At 56.2% G+C, this 5462-nt stretch carries 8 protein-coding genes; 3 read left to right on the top strand and 5 right to left on the bottom strand.

Translation table 11 applies throughout. The annotated features are described in order from the left end of the window. Nucleotides 1-782: 782 nt before the first annotated feature. From EN925_RS39735 to EN925_RS21215, 4 genes are all read right to left on the bottom strand, one after another. The gene (locus EN925_RS39735) at nt 783-926 is read right to left on the bottom strand and encodes a hypothetical protein (protein ID WP_164753852.1); all 144 of its coding nucleotides are present in this window, start codon (nt 924-926) and stop codon (nt 783-785) included. A gap of 41 nt (nt 927-967) precedes the next feature. Then, a complete protein-coding gene (locus EN925_RS21205; RefSeq protein ID WP_064994256.1) occupies nt 968-1432 on the bottom strand; it encodes an Rrf2 family transcriptional regulator in 465 nt (154 codons plus the stop codon). 47 nt (nt 1433-1479) lie between these two features. After that, a complete protein-coding gene (locus tag EN925_RS21210) occupies nt 1480-1944 on the bottom strand; it encodes a group III truncated hemoglobin (RefSeq protein WP_127365598.1) in 465 nt (154 codons plus the stop codon). Between the two features lie 137 nt (nt 1945-2081). Beyond that, nucleotides 2082-2606, bottom strand: coding sequence for a PTS sugar transporter subunit IIA (locus EN925_RS21215; protein WP_064994257.1), 525 nt, complete (start codon nt 2604-2606; stop codon nt 2082-2084). Nucleotides 2607-3026: 420 nt separating this feature from the next. Between EN925_RS21215 and EN925_RS21220 the strand changes: the two genes are divergently transcribed. From EN925_RS21220 to EN925_RS21230, 3 genes are all read left to right on the top strand, one after another. Further along, nucleotides 3027-3440, top strand: coding sequence for a DUF5602 domain-containing protein (locus tag EN925_RS21220; RefSeq protein WP_064994258.1), 414 nt, complete (start codon nt 3027-3029; stop codon nt 3438-3440). Next, on the top strand, nt 3437-3961 hold the full coding sequence (locus EN925_RS21225; RefSeq protein WP_164766098.1) for a plastocyanin/azurin family copper-binding protein: 525 nt from the start codon (nt 3437-3439) through the stop codon (nt 3959-3961). Before EN925_RS21220 ends, EN925_RS21225 begins: the two co-directional genes overlap by 4 nt. Nucleotides 3962-4141: 180 nt before the next feature. Next, nucleotides 4142-4903 carry an ATP-binding protein gene (locus EN925_RS21230; protein ID WP_127370081.1) on the top strand — a complete coding sequence of 254 codons (762 nt, stop codon included), beginning with the start codon at nt 4142-4144 and terminating at the stop codon, nt 4901-4903. 20 nt (nt 4904-4923) lie between these two features. On the opposite strand, the gene EN925_RS21235 is transcribed toward EN925_RS21230, so the two are convergent. Next, the coding region (locus EN925_RS21235; RefSeq protein WP_245487257.1) for a LysR substrate-binding domain-containing protein at nt 4924-5462 on the bottom strand (539 nt) is incomplete at its 5' end.

Genomic DNA, 5462 nt, shown 5'->3' on the forward strand with positions numbered 1-5462 from the left:
GGTTCGTCAAGCGCACCCGCAAATGCTACGCCAGCTACAGTTGTGAGAGCCGCCGCTCCCATGCAAAGTATTTTGATGCTCACGATCGTTTTCTCCTAACTGATTTGCGATCGCCTCACAACGATCGAGGTTAGGCTAAAGCTCAAGTCCTTCGTGAAGCAAATGAATTTTATGATTAAATATCTGCAGTTTCTATGTTGATCTCTTGCGCAGTTTATAGGGCTCAAAAAAAGATCAACTAGTGCCATTTATTCCAAAGTTCTTCTGGGTGGTGCGCGGGTATCCACCTGCTCGACAAATGAAGGCGAGCTTTGCGTCCCTGGCTCGACGGAGCAGCGATTGTGGCCCATCACCCTGTCGTTGTAAGATAAGCTACGCGTCCCACATAGGTGTTGCGTCGAGCGTTTCTCCCCATTCGTCGACGCGTTCCCCTCAGGAGGTATTTACCTTCAAACCTGGCCGGGCTTATCAGTCCGGCCTTTTTTAGCTCACGAACTCACTTCATCGAACTGAGGAGTCTCGGACCTGATTGTACTTAGACACCGACACCGATGGCGTACACAGTCCGGCCACGTACCGCCGTCGCAAACCTGGCGCCATATTGTCGCCTAATACGCGATTGTCTTCGGCGGACACCAGGCTCAAGTGGACTCTGTTCTGCGACAACATGTCCCCAGCGGCGACATCACGAGAGTGCCCGCGCCCTACATTGGCGTCACGCGGGCGCTTGACTGCACGAATGCTGCTGAACGATGTTCTAACACAGCGTCATGCGTCGCCAACTAGACAAACATCATGACGACAATCGCGCCGAGGACTATCAACACAAGCCCGCCAAGAAGCATTGGCAGCAGGCTGTTGTCGGGGTCGATACCGGAATCGATCTCTCTCGGTAACGGCTTTTCCTTCATCTTTGAGTCAGGCATGGGCGTCTCCATCGGAGCAAAACGGGCACGTAACGAAATAATCATGAGACGTTGTGCGCCGCACCGTTGCCAGCGGGTCTTTTCGGGCTGCCAAGGAAGTCCTTCGGCGCCAGCATGATGTCGGCCAGCGTATAGCGGTCCAGGGTGCTCTGGAACGAGGCAATCGCTTCACCAAACATCCCTGAAAGCTTGCAAGAGGCAGTTAGTACACATTGGTTTCCATCAGTCGCGAAACATTCAACCAGTGCGAAATCCGGCTCCGTCAACCGCACGACGTCGCCGATCCGGATCATCTCGGGCCGCTGTCCGAGAACAAGCCCGCCGGAACGGCCACGGATGGCTTTCAGATAGCCGCTGCGGGTGAGGGTATTGGCGACCTTGTTCAGGTGCGTCTTCGATATGTTGAAGGTGCGCGCAGCTTCCTCGATCGTGACCAGCCGGTCACCGGCGGAGGCGGCGTACATCAGCATTCGCAACGCGTAGTCTGAGAAGGCAGTCAGCCGCATGCATCTCTCCTGCTGTTGGCGCGAGAATCCTTACCAACCAGTCTGCATCAAAGGTCCTTCTCGACAATAGGTGCGAGGCCAATCGTGGTCTCACCGCGGTTGAAGGCAATCGCTAAACGGAAACTGTGCGCGATACGAAGCGCTCGGTCCATAAAGAGCGCTGCCACCTCGGGCGGGCAAATGCGGCGAACCGTTTTGCGAAACAACTTTAACCAGCGACGGAAATGCGTCTCGCCGAGGCCGGCTATAGCCAGGTGTGGCGGCAGTGGCCGCCCCTCATATCGGGACGTCCGAAGCAACGTCGCAGACCAGAAGTCACACATCTTCGCTAGATGCTGTGGCCAACTGTCTGGCTCGATCCGATCGTGGAAAATGGGGCCGAGAAGGTCATCATGTCGAATTTCGCCGTAAAAACCGTGGACCACCTCGCGGATCGTTGTCTCATCAAGCAACTCTGGCAATGGGACGCCGTCGACGACGATCGTCCTCCTGCTCTGATCATTCTGGCTCATCTGTTTGCTCCTGGCTTCCTCTGTCCCATCCAAGCGGGTTCAAGCCTTGGCTCGCCCATGATGATCGCCATAAAACATAGATTGTCAATCTATCTTTGCGAAACCTCCCAAGGTCCGCCCCAACGTGGCCTGGGGACCTAGGCGTTGCTGAACTGCCTAGACATTGCGGTGTAAGGTCCGACACGGGAAGTATGCAAATTGGGAGGGAATTCCTGATGCGATTCAGTTTCGAGGATCGCCAACACCTCATCAGATGACCGTGCCTGCCGGAGATGTTCCCGAACCTGAGATGCCCGAAACAGCCGGCACATTTGCGAAAGGGCAGGGAGAAAGGCGGAAGTGGCAGAACGCGGCCAGAGCACGGTGTAAATGAGATCTACACGATCGTCGTCTGGGCCCTCGAAATCAATGGGCTGGGCCAAGCGTGTCAAAGACGCGACCGGCGAATAGATTGTGCTGAGTAGAGCGTGCGGGATCGCGACGCCACGGCCGATGCCGGTCGAGCCGAGATGCTCGCGGTCGAAAAGACCACGCAGAACCACCTGCTGGTCAATCCCAGTTCTTCGCGCAATCCTAATCGCGATTTTTGACAAGGCTGATTGCTTTCCCTTTGTCACAAGGTCAAGCGAGATGTCTTCTTCTGACAGGATGGGGGAGATCATGAGCGTCAATCTTCGTGTCGTTCCAAACGCGCAGTGATCAGTCGCACTGCTTAAGCAGGGCTCTGTTCACTTTCGGATGAAGTGGAATCCTGGCTGTCCCGGCCGCGAAGGCAGTGCCTTCTCGCGTCCGGGTTAAGAGCCCATTTTGAGGTGGATTGGCTCTCGCCGGAAATGGAGGCTGAAGATATCCATGGCAATTCACAGGTAGTGAAGGATTTCCGGAAATCAAGCAAACAGTGCGGGCGGCGCAAGCAGAATTACTGCACTGAAATGCCAGCTAATTTCGTTTGACGAAAATAGGGGCCTCCTACTTACTGGCAGGGCGCGACAGGCGGTATCAACAAGCTAAACAACGATTTCGTGTACCGGTCTCCTAAATTGTCGGCATCGTGACTTTTGAATTCAACAAGGAGATAACCTATGAAGAAGCTCGCCCTCGCACTTGTCGTGACAATGGCCAGCTCGCTTTGCGCCATGGCGGCGTCTGAGGTCACCAAATCCCCGCCAGCAGCGCCTTACCAACAGGTCAGCAAGCTTGTGAAGCTGCCCGACTTCCTACCTGGCATGGGTCAACTTTTTGTCGATCCGGCGACACTGCCGGCCGGTCCGTTCCTTGCCTATGATCACGACGGCAAAATTGTCAGCACCATCTATATGCTGCCGATCAAAGATCTCAATCCGGACAAACGCTTTGACAACCTCGCCGCGCCCGGCGGCAATGTCGACCATGTCGACGTCTACTACAATGCCGGTCATCCAGGCGTCGAAGAGCCGCATGTCCACATTGTGCTGTGGCATGTCCCAGCCGCAGACGAGGCGCGGGTCGCCAAATGACACTCACGCGCCGTGAGATATTGGGCGCGGGCGGCGGTCTCGCCGCCGCCCTTTCCCTGCCTTCTCTGTCGGTATGGGCCGGCGAGGTGGTCAAAATCAAGATGCGAGGGCGCGGCGACGGTTCACAAGTCTGGTTCGATCCGATTGGCATTCTGATCAAACCGGGTCAGACGGTCCGCTGGACCAATCTCAATCCTGGCAATTCGCACACAACCACAGCCTACCACCCGGCAAACTTCGAGCGACCGCTTCGCATGCCCAAGGCGGCAAAACCATGGGATTCCGACTACCTCCTGCCCAAGGAAAGCTTTTCGGTTACCTTCACCGAGCAGGGGGTGTACGATTATTATTGTGTCCCGCATGAGCATGCCGGGATGGTCGGCCGCATCATCGTCGGCGAACCAGAGGTACACGGCTGGTCTGAAATGGTCGGAGCAAATGGCGACCTACCGGAGGAGACCCTCAAGGCATTCCCGACTGTCGAAGACATTATGACGAAAAGGGTCGTCCGGCGTGCTTAGATCATGCTCATGAAAGGTACGGCCCTCAGCAACAAATGAGACAGAATACGACGATATTGATGGGAGCGCGGGTTGCTCGGGTGTCGTCAGTGACCTTTAGGGGCGACTTCTATGACAGGCTGTGTGTTTCCGTGTGAAACTCAACGACCATCTCGGGCCGAACGCGACGCGCGCACTCCGATGCCGGACACGACTCTCTATCTCCGAACTGCAGTCGAGCAACGCGAACGTGCGACGCACCGGCTTGCTGCGCTGGGCGAAATGACAGGCGGTATTGCCCATGATTTCAGAAATCTCCTGGCAGTAATCCAATCCGGGCTCGGGCTCGCGGAGCGGAGAGCTGACGCACCCGAAAGCGTGCGTGCCTACATTGCCGCAGCGCGGGAAGGGATCGATCGAGGGATCGAGCTAACGTCACAGCTACTCGCCTTCGCAAAGCATCAGGAACTCGATGCCCATGCTGGCAATTTGAATGAGTTCCTCAAGTCTTTCGCGCCCCTCTTAAGGTATGGCGCCGGTCCCGATGTCCGCGTCAAGCTGGAGCTTGGTTCCGACGTCCCGGACTGCTTGATCGACCCAGCGCTGTTCGACGCTGCAGTGCTTAATCTCGTCATAAACGCGCGAGATGCGATGCCAGGTGGCGGGGAGATTCACGTCATCACTGAGCGATTCGTGCAGACCACCATGACACCTGACCCACCCGGGCCGGGTACCTACGCACGCGTTCGCGTCAAAGACCATGGTTGCGGCATGGCTCCGGAAGTTTTGCGGAAGGTGTTCGATCCTTTCTTCACCACAAAGGGTGAGAAGGGCACCGGGATAGGGATGTTGCAAGTAAAGGCATTGGCGCAGGCGGTTAATGGTCGGATCCGGATAAGGAGTGAACCAGGGATTGGGACAACAGTGGATCTCCTGTTCCCGTCAATCCAAGCGGACACTTAGACGCCCAAAAAGAGCTCCTATTATTTGTCGGCTCTTGCAACGGAATGCAATCCTGTCAGGGCAGGACCTACTACGCTCTCATCCGCATTTGCGGATTGCACCGCGTAAACCGGATAGGAGAACTGCGGCATTTCGGGCACAAGGTGCAGCCGGCCGGCCACTACGTGAGGCTGCACAGAGCTCATCCTGAAATATCCAGAGCCACCCGCCGCAAGAACATAGTTCAATGCGAGCGGGCCGAGATCGAAAGTAAGATCGGGCGCAGCAGTTGGGAAACTCATCCCGTGGTGATGTCCAAAGTCCGGACCCCAATCCATATAGACATAATCAGACCCATCCAGGAGGCGCGCTTCGGAATTGGTGGTCGCAAACACGAGTTTTTCTTCCAGAAGCAGATCGATTTTCAGGCCGGGTCGATGCTGGGGCGCGTACATGATCGCCACGTCGACGAGCCCGGATGCGACTTGTTTGATCAAGTCCTGCGGCACATCGACGTGCACACGAAGCGCGATATCCGGAAGGGATTGACGCATCCATCGGACCCAGTCGAGCAGAAGGG

Source organism: Mesorhizobium sp. M7A.F.Ca.US.006.04.2.1 (assembly GCF_004022915.1).
Taxonomy (GTDB): domain Bacteria; phylum Pseudomonadota; class Alphaproteobacteria; order Rhizobiales; family Rhizobiaceae; genus Mesorhizobium; species Mesorhizobium ciceri.